The sequence below is a fragment of the Rhodohalobacter sulfatireducens genome (assembly GCF_022012475.1).
Taxonomy (GTDB): Bacteria; Bacteroidota; Rhodothermia; order Balneolales; family Balneolaceae; genus Rhodohalobacter; species Rhodohalobacter sulfatireducens.
The window spans coordinates 20381-33360 of the sequence record NZ_JAKLWS010000014.1 but is presented as its reverse complement, the minus strand read 5'-3'; the positions used below and the strand labels follow the sequence as shown (position 1 = coordinate 33360).

At 42.1% G+C, this 12980-nt stretch carries 15 protein-coding genes and 1 pseudogene; 10 read left to right on the top strand and 6 right to left on the bottom strand.

Features of this window, described 5'->3' with window-relative positions:
• Positions 1–278 precede the first annotated feature (278 nt).
• From L6773_RS11880 to L6773_RS11870, 3 genes are all read left to right on the top strand, one after another.
• Positions 279–1598, top strand: coding sequence for a hypothetical protein (locus L6773_RS11880; RefSeq protein ID WP_237854641.1), 1320 nt, complete (start codon positions 279–281; stop codon positions 1596–1598).
• A gap of 113 nt (positions 1599–1711) precedes the next feature.
• Entirely contained in the window at positions 1712–3004 is a 1293-nt protein-coding gene (locus L6773_RS11875) for an aminotransferase class V-fold PLP-dependent enzyme (protein WP_237854640.1), read from the top strand.
• A gap of 42 nt (positions 3005–3046) precedes the next feature.
• Positions 3047–3493: a RidA family protein gene (locus L6773_RS11870; RefSeq protein WP_237854639.1), complete on the top strand. Its 447-nt coding sequence runs from the start codon at positions 3047–3049 to the stop codon at positions 3491–3493.
• 55 nt (positions 3494–3548) lie between these two features.
• Here the strand turns inward: L6773_RS11870 and L6773_RS11865 are convergent, their stop codons facing one another.
• The 3 genes from L6773_RS11865 to L6773_RS11855 form a co-directional block, all read right to left on the bottom strand.
• A complete protein-coding gene (locus L6773_RS11865; RefSeq protein WP_237854638.1) occupies positions 3549–4106 on the bottom strand; it encodes a carboxymuconolactone decarboxylase family protein in 558 nt (185 codons plus the stop codon).
• Between the two features lie 147 nt (positions 4107–4253).
• Entirely contained in the window at positions 4254–4688 is a 435-nt protein-coding gene (locus L6773_RS11860) for a hypothetical protein (protein WP_237854637.1), read from the bottom strand.
• A gap of 223 nt (positions 4689–4911) precedes the next feature.
• Positions 4912–5772, bottom strand: a complete 861-nt coding sequence (locus L6773_RS11855; RefSeq protein WP_237854636.1) for an AraC family transcriptional regulator — start codon at positions 5770–5772, stop codon at positions 4912–4914.
• A 135-nt stretch (positions 5773–5907) separates the two neighbouring features.
• Here L6773_RS11855 and L6773_RS11850 point away from each other — a divergent pair, with 135 nt between their 5' ends.
• Positions 5908–6237, top strand: a complete 330-nt coding sequence (locus L6773_RS11850; RefSeq protein ID WP_237854635.1) for a TraR/DksA family transcriptional regulator — start codon at positions 5908–5910, stop codon at positions 6235–6237.
• Positions 6238–6593: 356 nt separating this feature from the next.
• Here the strand turns inward: L6773_RS11850 and L6773_RS11845 are convergent, their stop codons facing one another.
• The 3 genes from L6773_RS11845 to L6773_RS11835 form a co-directional block, all read right to left on the bottom strand.
• On the bottom strand, positions 6594–7352 hold the full coding sequence (locus L6773_RS11845) for an alpha/beta hydrolase family protein (protein WP_237854634.1): 759 nt from the start codon (positions 7350–7352) through the stop codon (positions 6594–6596).
• A 239-nt stretch (positions 7353–7591) separates the two neighbouring features.
• Complete coding sequence (locus L6773_RS11840; RefSeq protein ID WP_237854633.1) at positions 7592–7828, bottom strand: anti-sigma factor; 237 nt, start codon at positions 7826–7828, stop codon at positions 7592–7594.
• 45 nt (positions 7829–7873) lie between these two features.
• A complete protein-coding gene (locus L6773_RS11835) occupies positions 7874–8524 on the bottom strand; it encodes an RNA polymerase sigma factor (RefSeq protein ID WP_237854632.1) in 651 nt (216 codons plus the stop codon).
• Positions 8525–8575: 51 nt separating this feature from the next.
• Between L6773_RS11835 and L6773_RS11830 the strand changes: the two genes are divergently transcribed.
• From L6773_RS11830 to L6773_RS11810, 6 genes and pseudogenes are all read left to right on the top strand, one after another.
• The gene (locus L6773_RS11830; RefSeq protein ID WP_237854631.1) at positions 8576–9682 is read left to right on the top strand and encodes a DUF3179 domain-containing protein; all 1107 of its coding nucleotides are present in this window, start codon (positions 8576–8578) and stop codon (positions 9680–9682) included.
• A gap of 16 nt (positions 9683–9698) precedes the next feature.
• Positions 9699–9908: pseudogene (locus L6773_RS21600) on the top strand (GDCCVxC domain-containing (seleno)protein).
• 84 nt (positions 9909–9992) lie between these two features.
• Positions 9993–11363 (top strand): FAD-containing oxidoreductase, encoded by a 1371-nt coding sequence (locus L6773_RS11825; RefSeq protein ID WP_237854630.1) that lies wholly within the window; start codon positions 9993–9995, stop codon positions 11361–11363.
• Entirely contained in the window at positions 11360–11743 is a 384-nt protein-coding gene (locus tag L6773_RS11820; protein ID WP_237854629.1) for a DUF2721 domain-containing protein, read from the top strand. Before L6773_RS11825 ends, L6773_RS11820 begins: the two co-directional genes overlap by 4 nt.
• Before the next feature lie 35 nt (positions 11744–11778).
• Entirely contained in the window at positions 11779–12339 is a 561-nt protein-coding gene (locus tag L6773_RS11815) for a peroxidase-related enzyme (protein ID WP_237854628.1), read from the top strand.
• A 33-nt stretch (positions 12340–12372) separates the two neighbouring features.
• Entirely contained in the window at positions 12373–12831 is a 459-nt protein-coding gene (locus L6773_RS11810) for a DUF302 domain-containing protein (protein WP_237854627.1), read from the top strand.
• Positions 12832–12980 lie beyond the last annotated feature (149 nt).

Genomic DNA, 12980 nt, shown 5'->3' with positions numbered 1-12980 from the left:
TTTGAAAAGCGATAAAAATGGTTATTTAATTGTATATCAAGCAGTTTCGATTCTAATGTGAACTGTTTGGGTTTAGCCTATCGTATCTAAAAGTGAATATTGACGGTAGATAAAAACCTGCCAATCCAAAATTCATTCATTAGAAGTTCATTTGGTACAATTTGTTGCCTCAATCAAATGACTCAAAAAAACTAAATACTATGCGTGTTGTTCAATCTCTCCTCATTTTTCTTTTCATTAGCTTTGGATCATTACTCGCTCAACCAGTTCAGCCACCTATGATGTATGAATTTCCATACCTCTGTCCGAGTTGTAATGAAGACATGGTTTTGAGTCTCAGGGTAGCTGAAGATGGAACATCTATTCTTGAATCCCATGAAATCTCTACCACTCCGGTTCTCGATCCTGAGTATGATGACAGTGAATATCAACCCGGCGAACGGATCTCTGGTCCGTTGACGAATGGTGAGGTAGGAGTTATACAAAATTGGGATGATGAGATCGGTACAAACTTTATAGAAATCCGGGATAATATTATACCCGAAGAGGGAGTGAGGTATGTTGATGAGGAGTTAACCAAAGCCTCAGAGGAACCGGGGAGTTCAAGCTGGAGCATCAGTAACCTGAGTGTATCAGTTGAAAATACAGGACAGCAAGTAACCGTCCGGGGATTCAACTCCAATCATTTTATAGGAGATGTGGAATACACTCAGACGAACTACGACAGTGGTGGATCTGAAATTTCGAATACAGATGTTTCTTACGAATTGCATCTATGGCTATCAGAAGAGTTACCGTTTTCTCCGCTCCCTTTCCAGTATGAACCATTTAAGGAAAATCGAATTCCGCCCTATAATTTTGCTCTGATCGATGATCTGATAGTCAAACGAATGCTTAAACAAATTGAAGGGAAAGGTGGACTGGTACGAAGTCAACTGATATTTGAGGGTGAAGAGTACACCGTAGAAATAGAAAATGTGCGTGAAACACCGGCTCTGCCCATGCAAAAGTTCGAAACACTCCCGGTTGTATCAGCCTCACAGGTAGATCATTTTGCAGGTCCGTTATTCATTATTTCGTTACTCCGTGATAGCGACCTGGCTGAAATGGGAAGCGGAAACATCACGTTTGATGGCAGGGAGGTACCGGCCAGCAGTGCGTGGAAAGTGAATGAAGCAGGTGATCTTGTTATTGTTGTGACGGCTAAAGAGGAAAACACTACATTATTCCTTGTCAGGCCTTTGAATGGCAGACCCTGTGAAGGATCTTTTGATGTTAAAAACAGACCTGACGGTAAAATGTTGAGAGCAATGAGTGGTGAGGAGTTGTCACAGCATTCTAATCATTTTCAAATCTATGGGCTGGTTTCAGGAGATCAATTTCCGACTGTTATATCCGGGTTTGATTCCGGCAATGTGATGATAACAAGTTCTGAAGGTGCATCCATATCAGGCGAATCCACCGGCTCTGTATCGGCACTTGATACAAATCAGCCAACTGATCCCGAGACGGTTCCCCTTGAAATCTCATTCACATCAGAAAAAGACCTGGAAGACTTTCAATTCAGAAGTCCCGAGTCGAGGTATGCGGGTCGCTGAGATTATTTCTTTCTTAGATGAATTGGAATAATCTAAAACCATTTCGTTTAAAAATCTTTCAGATCTGCCCATCATTTTGTTATTTGGATGAAATCAAATCAAAACGATTGGATATGATCAACAGGAAACAATTTTTGCAAAAAATGGGCGGAACGGCTGCGGCTATGACCGTAGCGCCATTTCTCAACCCGGAAAACTCAGAGGCAGTTGCGAAGGATTTGAAACAATATTCCGGCAGCCCTGATGAAATTGCCCGTAATGAGGATTTCTGGCACACAGTTCAACATGCGTTTACGGTTGACCGCAGCCTAATCAACCTGAATAATGGTGGAGTGAGCCCGGCACCGGAAATGGTTCAGTCGGCCATGAAGCGTCACCTGGATTATATGAATGAGGCACCGGTTTATACGATGTGGAGAGTACTGGAACCACAAAAAGAGGCAGTGAGGCAGCGAATTGCCGGTAATTTTGGAGTGGACCCTGAAGAGATTGCCATTACCCGAAATGCTTCCGAGGGGTTGCAAATTTGTCAGTTCGGTTTCGACCTGGAAGAGGGAGATGAAGTGCTGACAACCACTCACGACTACCCGCGAATGATCAATACCTTTAAACAACGTGAACGGCGGGAGGGAATCAAACTCAAACAATTTTCATTGCCAATTCCGACAGAAGATGATGACGAGATCGTTCGATTGTTTGAGGAGAATATCACCCCGAATACTAAACTTATCCTGATGTGTCATATCATCAATATTACAGGCCAAATTCTCCCTGTAAATAAAGTTGTGAACATGGCTCGTGAAAAAGGAATCCCTGTGATCGTAGACGGTGCACATAGCTATGCTCACTGGGATTTTGACCATTCCGATCTCGACTGCGACTATTACGCTACAAGTTTGCACAAGTGGTTGTTTGCCCCCATCGGTTCGGGGATGCTTTATGTAAAGAAAGATAAAATAGAAGATTTGTGGCCGCTGATGGCAGCTCCCGAACAGAAAAGCGATGATATTCGAAAATTTGAGGAGATTGGCACGCACCCAATTGCTAATTTCCTGGCCATTGCCGAGGCGTTGACATTTCATCAAACCATAGGTCCGGAGCGGAAAGGTGCCCGGATGAAATACCTGACCGATGTGTGGGTTGATCGGGTAATAGATCATGAAAAATTTGTATTGCACACCAGCCGTGATCCTAAATATGCCTGCGGTATTGCCACAGCCCAGATCAAAGGTATAGACAGCAGGGATCTTTCGAATTATTTATGGGATGAACATCATATCCTGGTCACACCCATTATGCATACCGAGTTCGAGGGAATTCGTGTCACACCAAATGTATACACCACCATGGAAGAGCTGGACCGGTTTACCATGGCTATGCAGAAGGTCATAAAGAATGGATTGTAATGAAATCCCCCCTTCGAAGGGGGAAATCAAAAAACAAAACTCATGAAAAAGCACATTTTAATCTACCCAGTTCTACTTTTCCTCATATACTCGTGTTCAGAAGAACCCTCCCAGCGCACGATCATTCAATCCGAGAGTGCCCCCGCTGCCATCGGTCCCTACAGCCAGGCGATTATGGTCGGTAATACGCTCTATGCAGCTGGTCAGATTGGATTGGTTCCCGGAACCGGGGAAATGGCCGGTGAAGATCTTGAAATCCAGGCCCGGCAGGCACTTAATAATCTAAAAGCTGTTTTGGAAGAAGCCGGTTTTACAATGCAAGATGTTGTTTCCGTGGATGTATATCTCAGCGATCTGGATGATTGTTCATCTTTTAACGAAATCTACGCCGAATACTTTTCAGAAAGCAAACCGGCAAGAGGGGTGGTGGAGGTTTCAAGAATTCCCAGAGATGCAAAAGTAGAGATCAAGTTGGTGGCTGTTAAATAAAAAAAAAGCCCGATTCGATCTGAACCGGGCTTAAATGGATTATTGTGATTATTTATTACACCGTGGCAAACTCCACTTTTTCAGCTTCGAATGCTTCATCAAGAGGTGTGTCAGCAATGTGATTGGTGTAATTACTGATTGTTTTCAGTGCTGTAATCAGGTTTACTTCCAGCACATTTTGTTTGGTATAACCGGCATCGGTGAATGATTTAATTTCGGAATCATCTACGAAACCGCGTTTACGTACTACGCTCCGTACATAATTCACTAGTGCACTGTACTTTTCATGCTGAACTGGTTCACCGTTTCGAACGGCATTCACAATCTGCTCATCAACATTCAGTTGATTTTTCAGAATTGTTGAATGAATGGCTGAGCAGTAATGGCACTCATTTTCGATGCTTACAGTTAAGATGGCCAGTTGCTGTTCTTGAGCAGTGAAACTGGTTTTCCCAACGATTTCGTTGAGCTTCAGATAGCCTTCCAAAACGGCCGGAGCTTCTGCAAACTCGCCCAGGAGATTGGGGACAAAACCAAAACTCTCTTTGGCTGCATTTAATAATGGTTTCGATTTTTCAGGTGCGTTGTCTGTATTATAGATTGTAAAGTTCATAATGATTTATGGATTTATGATTGATTGTTATTTGTAGTTTTTTGTTGAGATTATATTTAAAAATCAAAGCTGAGCCTTGTGGGATCATCCCCCATTGCCCCCTTCGAAGGGGGACACTCCTGAATGGATTATTAACATGGGCGTAAGTTAGCTGGAAATTGTTTTTTCCGGTTGTTTCAAATCCTGGTTGACCAGGAAGATCAGAGGAATCGCAAAGGCAAAGTGGCGAAGCAGTGTTACTACAGGCGTCATAGCGGATTGATTCAACCCGGCCACTCCGGCGCCGAGCAACGGAAGCATAAACAGCCATACAAGGGCGATCGTCTCAGCGGTTACAAAGATGAACGGACGTACCCAGTGAGGTCCCCAGAGATGAGGTGCAATGGCACTGTAGAGAATAGCAAGCAGTACACCGTTCCCGTAATGACCAAAGATTCCATAAACAAAACCGAGCCCGGTTTTTTGACCGAGCAGCCCGGGAATATCCCACCATTGGCCTGTAAAGATGAGTCCAACGATATCAAATAGTATAGTGCCTAAAACTCCGGCAATGATTGCTTTTGTCCAGTTTAGTTTTTTCATAGCGATGTTTGATTTGTTTACGAGAGCTTTGAAGCCCCATCAGACGGCTGATTTTGCCGTCAGATGGTTATCTTGGGTTACCCGTCTGACCGCAAAAACAGCGTTCTGACGGGTATTTCAAAACCCTCTTTCTATTAGTTCAGTATGATGATAGGTGAATGGAGTAGTAATGCGAATGGCAGACCTTCCCTGATCCTTACCAATTTTTCCCTTCATTGATATTTCAGGAGATGTTACGGTATTGAGAGGGTGACTTCCCCGTCTCTTTTTTGAAGAAACGACTGAAATGAGCCGGTTCGTCAAACCCCAGTTCAAAGGCGATCTCTTTTGCAAGCTTCTCTGTATTCAGTAACTGACGCTTTGCCTCCAATACAAGACGATGATGAATCAACTGTAAAGGAGTTTTCTGGCCGGCTTCGGCAAACAGATTCGACAAGGTTTTGGGCGACTTGTGCAGCAATTCTGCATAATCACTCACTTGATGACAATCCCTGTAATGCTGTTCTACCAAAATGTTGAACTGCCGGATCAGTTCAGTATTCTTCTTGCCAAGATTCTGAGGGAAAAATTGTTTACGTGCAAGCCGGGTACTTTTTATGATAAGCCGTTTCAAAAGCATGCGAAGCATCTCTCCCTGGATGTTATCACGTGTATTTAATTCATCTTCAAAAACCTGGAAAAGAGTTTCAAATTTGGGTTTTTCCTCCTCATTTAGTTGAACCACCGGCCGTTCAGAAGATCCCCAAAAGAGTAATCCCTCACAAGATACTTCATCATCATTTTCGTGAATACAGTAAAATTCGCGATTAAATAGCAGAATATAGTATTCGCTGTCAAATGTTGAATAATCAGGATTTTGTAGGGGAGTGAGACAGATCAGCTGATTTTTTTTAAGAGAAATGCGTTGTCCGTCAATTTCAAATGAAAAGTCTGATCCCTTATTCCAGATCACTTTAAAAAAATCGTCATTTTTGTAGGGATGAAGATCTGCTTGCTGATTAGCCAGCAGAATCTGTCCTCCGAGCTCGGGGTTTCTGTATCTGTAGATCACTGAATGATTCTTTGGATATTCAAAGTGAGTCATATAGATGATTTAGAATAGGAATTTCTTACCGGTTCTATTCTGATCTGCGTTTAGCAAATTGGGGTTCAAAATATTTTAATATCCTTAGGTTCATACTATTTTAGGCGTTCAGCAATCAACCATTCTAATAAAACTATGGAAGCAACCGAACGGGAAGAGATGAAACAGGTGATCCTCGATAAACTGGAGGAGACAAAACAAGAAATTGAACAGTTAAAAGAGTTGACAAAACCGGTTGAACCGGATAATGCCTACGGTCGCCTGTCGCGCATGGATGCCATCAATAATAAAACCATTAACGATGCTGCATTGAGAGAGCAAAAGAACCGATTGCAAAAACTTGAGCGGGCTTTGGATAACCTGGAAGATGGAAAATATGGAGATTGCATAAAATGTGGAGATCCGATTCCTGTCGGTCGGCTAAAGTTTATGCCCTGGACCACGAGGTGTGTGAAGTGTGCGTGATATCTCAATATCGATTGATCTGAAAGATTGCAGGAGTATCTAAATCCTTTTGCTTACATTCTGAAGGTTCCCGAAAGTGCAATCAGCAATTGATTTGACCGCATACAAATGGGGCTAAAGCCCTATAGTTTTTCGCACTTTTATTCCATTCACTGAAGTCAACGGTAATAGATAAAAATTTTTTTTCAGGGATGAAGTTCGTTGAGATAGTGAAAGATTTAATCTTCCCACAAGAATATATCGGCAAAAATTGGTCAACAAGCCGGAGGATCTATTGCAGTCTTCTTCAGCTGACGATTCCTAATAGTGATATCAACAAGTGGTTTTAGCCACATTGCCTTTGGCAAGCCACATTACTATAAATACCGACTTCCCCAGGCAGCCGTCACGAGCCCAATATATTTTGCATCCTCTTGGTTTGATAGCAGGTGATCGGCGTCATCCAGCGAGATAAAACTCTTGGGATGTTTGGCGAGTTTGTAGATGTGAGCGGCGTTGTCAATCCCGACGGTTTGGTCAATCGGAGAGTGAAAGATGAGCAGTGATCGGTCTAAATTACGGATGATCTTATCCATCACTTGCTCTTCAAGATCATCTAAAAACTGCTTCTTGATGGTAAAAGTCCTCCCGGCAAGGTTTACTCTCGCTTCTCCCTTTTCTTCAATCTCCTCTCTTTTATCAAGCAGATGGTGAGTTACATGCTCGGGATTACAAGGTGCACCGATTGTTACGACCGCCTCACCGGATTCAATTTGATGTGCTGCCTGCAAAACTGCCGCACCACCCAGGGAGTGCCCCATCAACATTTTGGGTGATTCCCACTCCATTTTCATAAAATTAGCAGCGGCTACAAGGTCATCTACATTGGATGAGAAATTAGTGTCGGCAAAATCGCCTTCACTCTCTCCGAGTCCGGTGAAATCAAATCTGAAAACCCCAAAGCCTTGATCTGTCAAAGCTTTACTGATATTGTTAACGGCCCGAAGATTCTTACTGCATGTAAAACAGTGTGCAAATAGAACGGTTCCTCTCGAAATTCCTTGTTCCGGTTCATCCATTTTTGCCGAGAGTTCAGCATTCCGGCTTCCCGGAAATGTTAGTTTAGTGCTTTTCATTAATTTTAGACGGTTTTTAAGTCACGTGAGTTTATCGATGGCTAAGAGGAGACCTTGAGAGTCTGTAGCGGAGCGAAAGTCCTTCAAGCATCAAAATTTTGTTCAAATAATTAACTCATTCCTAAGCTCCTGCTTAGGAATGGCAGATAGAAGCTCTGCTTCTTTAAAATTTTAAAACGTGATCGGAAGCAGGGCTTTCCCCCTTCGAAGGGGGATTTTTTGAAGCGTTCTCAAAATTTCTATTCATTCAGAATTTTCATTGCCTCAAGAAGGGCATGAAACTCCTCCCTGCATTCGCCGCATTTATCCAGGTGATCTTGTACAAGCGGCATCGCTTTTTTGGCTTCTTTTCCCTGGAGTTTTATCTCTGCAAATTCGTGAATCTGATCGAAGCACTCATCACACCCGATTTCATCAGGGTGCACATTCTGTGCCATACCGACCAGTTTTTTAATAATATCTTTATTCAATTTCATTTTATCATTGTTTTCAGATTATAGATGCAGTGTCTTTCACAATTCTTACATCTCATCTAATATTTCTTCCGGGTTGATCCCTTCTGCTTCCAGGCTCTTTCTGAGTTTTAACCTTGCATCATATACCAATTTATAGATAGCATTTCGATTGCTGTCCATCATATCGGCCACAACCGTCATCGGTATTTGATCGATCATCAGGTGCTGCAATACTTTCTTCTGTTTGTCGGTTAATTGCTCCTCCATAATCTTCATCACTTTTTGAACGAGGATAGATTCATGCGTGATTTGATCCGGACCCGCCTGTTCATGCTCTATTTCAACGGCATCTTTTTCATCGGGATCGTACGAGCTGTATTGCTCCAGCGAGATATCATCATATTTTTTTCTTCGTAGTTCGGAATAGCCTTCACGGACAGCAATTTTCATCGCCCAGGTTGTAAACTTACTTTCACCGCGGAAGGTATCAACGTTATCCAGGATTTTAAGCAGTGAATCCTGCGTAATATCTTCGCAAAAATCATTAAGGCCGCGATCAACGTTTTTATAGAGTACTGATTTTAACCCCTTCAACAGGTAACCCCTAAGTTGTTCAATCGCCTGTTCTTCGGGGGGCGGAGTGAGAGCTTTAATCCAGTCCTCGTTTGTAGAGTAAGATTTTTTTTTCTTATCGCGTCTTTTAAACCAGTCCAGCATAGATGTAACTGCATTAGAAATTTAAAAAAATAAACCTCAATCGGGATGAAAATGAAGAATATACAAACCATAATCATCATCCTAATATCACAAATAATCTTCTTTCCTTCGAATATTTTTAGTCAGAGTTTTTCTGGCTGGAAAACGGATACGAGTAAGAGGAGTATAGAACTTTCAGAACTCAAATCCGGCGGACCTCCGAAAGACGGAATACCGGCCATTAATAACCCAAATTTTATTTCCAGTAAAGAGGCTGATTCCTGGATAGATCCCGATGAGCCTGTCATTTCGTTTGAATTAAACGGCAGCGCAAGAGCCTACCCGCTTCAAATTTTGATATGGCACGAAATCGTAAATGATAACTTTGGGGATATTCCGGTATTGGTCACATTCTGTCCTCTATGTTATTCCGCAATTGTTTTTGATCGACGCATTGACGGGGAAACTCATCAATTTGGTGTATCCGGATTTTTGCGACATTCCGATATGATTATGTTCGACAGAAAAACCGAATCCCTCTGGCAGCAGTTTACGGGAGAGGCTATTGTGGGCGATTACACAGGGAAACAGTTAAAGATTCTTCCGAGCCAGATTATCTCCTATCAACAATTCAAAGAGGCCCATCCTGATGGAGAGGTTCTGTCGAAAAACACGGGTGTTGATCGTCCGTATGGAAGAAATCCCTATTCCGGGTACGATGATGTTAATAACACACCATTTTTAGCAGGAGACATAGAGGATGACCGATTAAAACCGCTACAAAAGGTAATTGGTGTGAGGATAGGAGATCAACAAAAAGCCTATCCCTATCCAATCAGCCAAAGTAAAGAGGTGATTAACGATGAACTTGCTGATGAACCGATTGTAATTTTTCATGTTGAGGGTGCCCGTTCTGCTCTGGATGCACCCGAGATTTCAGATTCCCGGAAGGACGGTTCAACCGGCGCTTATTCCAGGAGTGTAAACGGGGAAACACTCACTTTCTATGACGATGGCTCAGAAATCAAAGACAGGGAAACCGATTCAACCTGGATTATTACCGGTGAAGCGGTGTCCGGCCCCATGGCAGGTGAAAAATTGGAACCGCTGATTTTTGGAGACTATTTTGCCTTTGCATGGCTTGTGTTTTGGCCGGAAACAGAAATTTTTGAGGACTGATATTAAATTAAAGAAAATGGCAAAAGTGATATTAAGATCAATTTTAACCTGTCCGAACTGCAACAGATCATCTGAATAACCAATGCCAACGGATTCCTGCCAATATTTTTGGGAGTGTGAGTATTGTAAAAGCGTTATAAAACCTAAACCGGGAGACTGTTGTGTGTTTTGTTCATACGGCAGTGTACCATGTCCTCCGATTCAGCAAAATGGAAGATGTTGTTAAAAAAAGGTTGTAAGAACAGTTGGATTCACCTCGTCAATTAGACAAACGATTTAATGATCATTCATAATTAAGAGATTTTCAGATATGGAAACATTTGACGCAATCATCATTGGAACTGGACAAGCCGGACCTTCATTAGCTGCCAGATGTGCAAGTGAGGGGTTGAAAACGGCGGTCATCGAGAAAGATAAGTTTGGCGGAACTTGTGTAAACACCGGTTGTACGCCCACAAAGGCGATGGTTGCCAGCGCTAAAGCCGCTCATATGGCCCGTCGGGGAGATGACTTCGGTGTTGAAATCTCTGGTGATATACAGGTTGACATGAAAAAAGTAAAAGCCCGTAAAGATAAGCTGGTTGAGAATTCAACAAACGGGGTTGAAAATTGGCTTAGAGAAACTGAGAACCTGACAGTTATGGAGGGGCATGCAAAATTTATTGATAACCATATTGTTGAAGTTGGAGGCCGGAAACTAACCGCAGAAAAGATCTTTATAAATACCGGCGCACGGCCATTTGTTCCGCCAGCACTCAACCATGTTGATTATATGACCAATAAAGAGATCCTGGACCTGGAAGAGGTTCCCGAGCATCTTGTAATAATCGGGGGAAGCTATATTGGTCTCGAATTCGGACAAATGTTTCGGCGGTTTGGAAGTGAAGTGACCATCGTTGAACAGGGCGACAGAGTTATCAGTCGCGAGACGCCTGAAACATCCAAAATATTGCAAAACATTCTGGAAGAGGAGGGAATTAATTTTCGATTGAAGGCAAAGTGCATCAGTGCTGTTCAAACAGAAGATCAAATGACTGTAAGTGTAGATTGTGAAAGTGGTTCACCTCAAATTTCGGGCACACATCTTTTAGTAGCCACCGGCCGCAGGCCAAACTCAGATAATCTGGGACTTGAGCATACAGAAATTGAAGCCAGTGATCGCGGGTACATTCAAACGAATGATTATTTGCAAACCACGGTAGATGGTTTCTGGGCTTTGGGTGATGTTAATGGCAAGGGAGCTTTCACACATACGGCCTACAACGATTTTGAAATTGTGGCAGCCAACCTATTTGATAATGATCCACGGAAAGTCTCTGACAGAATTTTAAATTATGCGCTATATACCGACCCGTCTTTGAGCCATATCGGTATGTACGAACATGAAGCAAGGGGATCTGACAAAAACATATTGATTGGGTACAGGGAGATGACCCGCATAGCTCGCGCAAAAGAACGCGGAGAGACAAAAGGGTTTATCAAAATCTTAGTTGATGCCGATACCGAACGCATTCTTGGCGCCACCATTTTAGGAGTAGACGGCGATGAGATCATTCATTCTCTTTTGGATGTGATGTATGCAGATAAACCTTATACGGTTATTAGCCGGGCGGTTCACATTCATCCAACTATTTCTGAGCTGATTCCTACTATCTTGCAAAATTTGGAGCCATTAGAATGAATACCTGGTACCTGCCAATTACCATTCTTCCCGGCATTGGGTTATTGATTATAAGTACTTCTACTTTAATCGTTTCTCTAAACGAAGAGTTAGAGCGCTTACTTACTGAAGCAAAAATAAATGAGAGATTGATCCATCAAAAGTTATCACAGATGAAACTGTTAACGTACAGCATGACGGGGTTCTACATCAGTACAGCCCTTATGGTGCTCAGTGGACTTGTCTCTTTTTCAACAGTCTCTTTGGGTATCGGTTCTGCAATCCTTATCTCCGGCGTTTTCTTTATTTTTTTATCACTGATCATTTTAGTTGTCTATTCTGTTCGGGCCGTAAAAATTCGGCATCTTCATTTTGATGAATGCCTGAAGAAGATTGATTAGCCCGGGTAAAGCTTTTAAAATTTAATAATTGGAAAATGCCATATATCGAAATTATTGAACCCGAAAATGCAAAAGGAGATCTCAAAGAGATTTATCATGGACTAAAAGAAAGCCGTGGAAAATTGGCTCAAATTCATAAGATTCAAAGTCTGAACACTGAATCGATTACAGCTCATATGGATTTGTATATGCATGTGATGTTTGGAAAGTCCCCGCTAAAAAGAGCTCAGAGAGAAATGATAGCCGTGGTTGTTTCGGCGGTAAACCAGTGTGAATATTGTCAGTTGCATCACGCTGAAGCCCTCAACCACTATTGGAAAGACGAGGAAAAAGTAGAACAGCTTCGTAAAGATTATTCAAAAGTTGAGTTATCTGAAATCGATTTAAAGCTTTGTAAACTGGCGAAAAAACTCACGAGGGAACCCAATGGGTTAGAGGAGCAAAAAGACCTGCAACCCTTAAAAGATTTGGGGTTGTCTGATCGTGCTATTTTGGATGCCACACTGGTCATCAGCTACTTTAATTTTGTGAACCGAATTGTTTTAGGACTTGGTATAGAAACTGATGATCAAGAAGTCCAGGGATATAAGTATTAACTCGTAGTATTGTTCACTAAAAAAAAGAAAAATATGCGTTTACTACTAAAAACAACTCTCTTGATAATTTCAATAATCTCATTCTCAACTGCTTATGCTCAGGAGGGAATAACAACAGTACAAAGCAATTACACTGTTGAAGAAACCGCCAACCGCCTTGAAAATATCCTGAAAGAAAATGGCATTACTATTTTTAGTGAAATAGATCATCAACAGGGTGCGTCGGGTGTAGATATGGAGTTGTTACCAACGAGGCTTATTATTGTAGGAAACCCGAATCTTGGAACCCCAATCATGCAGTGCAGCCAAACAGCTGCCATAGACCTTCCGCAAAAGATATTGATTTGGAAAAATTCAGAGGGTATTGTTCAAATCGGTTACAACAATCCGGATTATTTAAAAAATCGACATTCAATCACTGGATGTAACGATGTTCTTAAAAAAATTGGAGGTGCACTCCATAATTTTGTCTCATCAGCCGCTGATGGATAAGTAAATCAAATTCATCAAATCGAATCGAAGAAATAATTAAGAATGTGAAGCAAAAAAGTTCTCACTCCAATTCATACCGCCCTGCCTCATCCAGATGCTCCACAAGCTCTACAGGCCTGCAAGAAAGAGGATATCGAATGGCAGTGCTG

Excerpts from the sequence above, each read along its gene's own strand:
- L6773_RS11880 (WP_237854641.1), top strand. The coding sequence starts at position 279 with ATGATGTATGAATTTCCATACCTCTGTCCGAGTTGTAATGAAGACATG.
- L6773_RS11875 (WP_237854640.1), top strand. The coding sequence starts at position 1,712 with ATGATCAACAGGAAACAATTTTTGCAAAAAATGGGCGGAACGGCTGCG.
- L6773_RS11870 (WP_237854639.1), top strand. The coding sequence starts at position 3,047 with ATGAAAAAGCACATTTTAATCTACCCAGTTCTACTTTTCCTCATATAC.
- L6773_RS11865 (WP_237854638.1), bottom strand. The coding sequence starts at position 4,106 with ATGAACTTTACAATCTATAATACAGACAACGCACCTGAAAAATCGAAA.
- L6773_RS11860 (WP_237854637.1), bottom strand. The coding sequence starts at position 4,688 with ATGAAAAAACTAAACTGGACAAAAGCAATCATTGCCGGAGTTTTAGGC.
- L6773_RS11855 (WP_237854636.1), bottom strand. The coding sequence starts at position 5,772 with ATGACTCACTTTGAATATCCAAAGAATCATTCAGTGATCTACAGATAC.
- L6773_RS11850 (WP_237854635.1), top strand. The coding sequence starts at position 5,908 with ATGGAAGCAACCGAACGGGAAGAGATGAAACAGGTGATCCTCGATAAA.
- L6773_RS11845 (WP_237854634.1), bottom strand. The coding sequence starts at position 7,352 with ATGAAAAGCACTAAACTAACATTTCCGGGAAGCCGGAATGCTGAACTC.
- L6773_RS11840 (WP_237854633.1), bottom strand. The coding sequence starts at position 7,828 with ATGAAATTGAATAAAGATATTATTAAAAAACTGGTCGGTATGGCACAG.
- L6773_RS11835 (WP_237854632.1), bottom strand. The coding sequence starts at position 8,524 with ATGCTGGACTGGTTTAAAAGACGCGATAAGAAAAAAAAATCTTACTCT.
- L6773_RS11830 (WP_237854631.1), top strand. The coding sequence starts at position 8,576 with ATGAAGAATATACAAACCATAATCATCATCCTAATATCACAAATAATC.
- L6773_RS11825 (WP_237854630.1), top strand. The coding sequence starts at position 9,993 with ATGGAAACATTTGACGCAATCATCATTGGAACTGGACAAGCCGGACCT.
- L6773_RS11820 (WP_237854629.1), top strand. The coding sequence starts at position 11,360 with ATGAATACCTGGTACCTGCCAATTACCATTCTTCCCGGCATTGGGTTA.
- L6773_RS11815 (WP_237854628.1), top strand. The coding sequence starts at position 11,779 with ATGCCATATATCGAAATTATTGAACCCGAAAATGCAAAAGGAGATCTC.
- L6773_RS11810 (WP_237854627.1), top strand. The coding sequence starts at position 12,373 with ATGCGTTTACTACTAAAAACAACTCTCTTGATAATTTCAATAATCTCA.